Source organism: Chryseobacterium sp. SIMBA_029 (assembly GCF_046535275.1).
Taxonomy (GTDB): Bacteria; Bacteroidota; Bacteroidia; order Flavobacteriales; family Weeksellaceae; genus Chryseobacterium.
Genome location: NZ_JAWRXA010000107.1, coordinates 1 through 350, shown reverse-complemented (window position 1 = coordinate 350; position 350 = coordinate 1). Strand labels below are relative to the sequence as shown.

At 57.4% G+C, this 350-nt stretch carries 1 protein-coding gene; it reads right to left on the bottom strand.

The genetic code is table 11. The features are described 5' to 3' along the window. A partial coding sequence (locus tag SB679_RS23420; protein ID WP_410704676.1) for a terminase large subunit domain-containing protein occupies nucleotides 1–350 on the bottom strand: 350 nt, incomplete at both ends.

Below are 350 nucleotides of genomic sequence, written 5' to 3'. Positions count from 1 at the left end.
GGCGTATTCCTCTGGACTGTATTCAAGCCGCAGCTCGTCGATATCGAACAGGTCGCAACCGCCGGCGACGGCATCCTCGACGGTGACGATCTGGCGCCACTGGCGATCCTCGCAAAGCCGGCCGCCGGCGAGTGCCTTGTGCGTTACGTCGAAATGCACATGCTTGTCTTTCGAGCGGCCCTTGTTGGCGTGCTCGCCTGTCCAGAACGTATAGGCGCCGTGCGCGATACTCGATGGCGTAGAGAAATACGTCTTTCTCCACTGCTTGTGCATCGCCATGCCCGATGCAACCTTGTTGAGCTGCTGAAATCCACCGACCCAGAAATATTCGTCGAAATAGAAATTGCCGT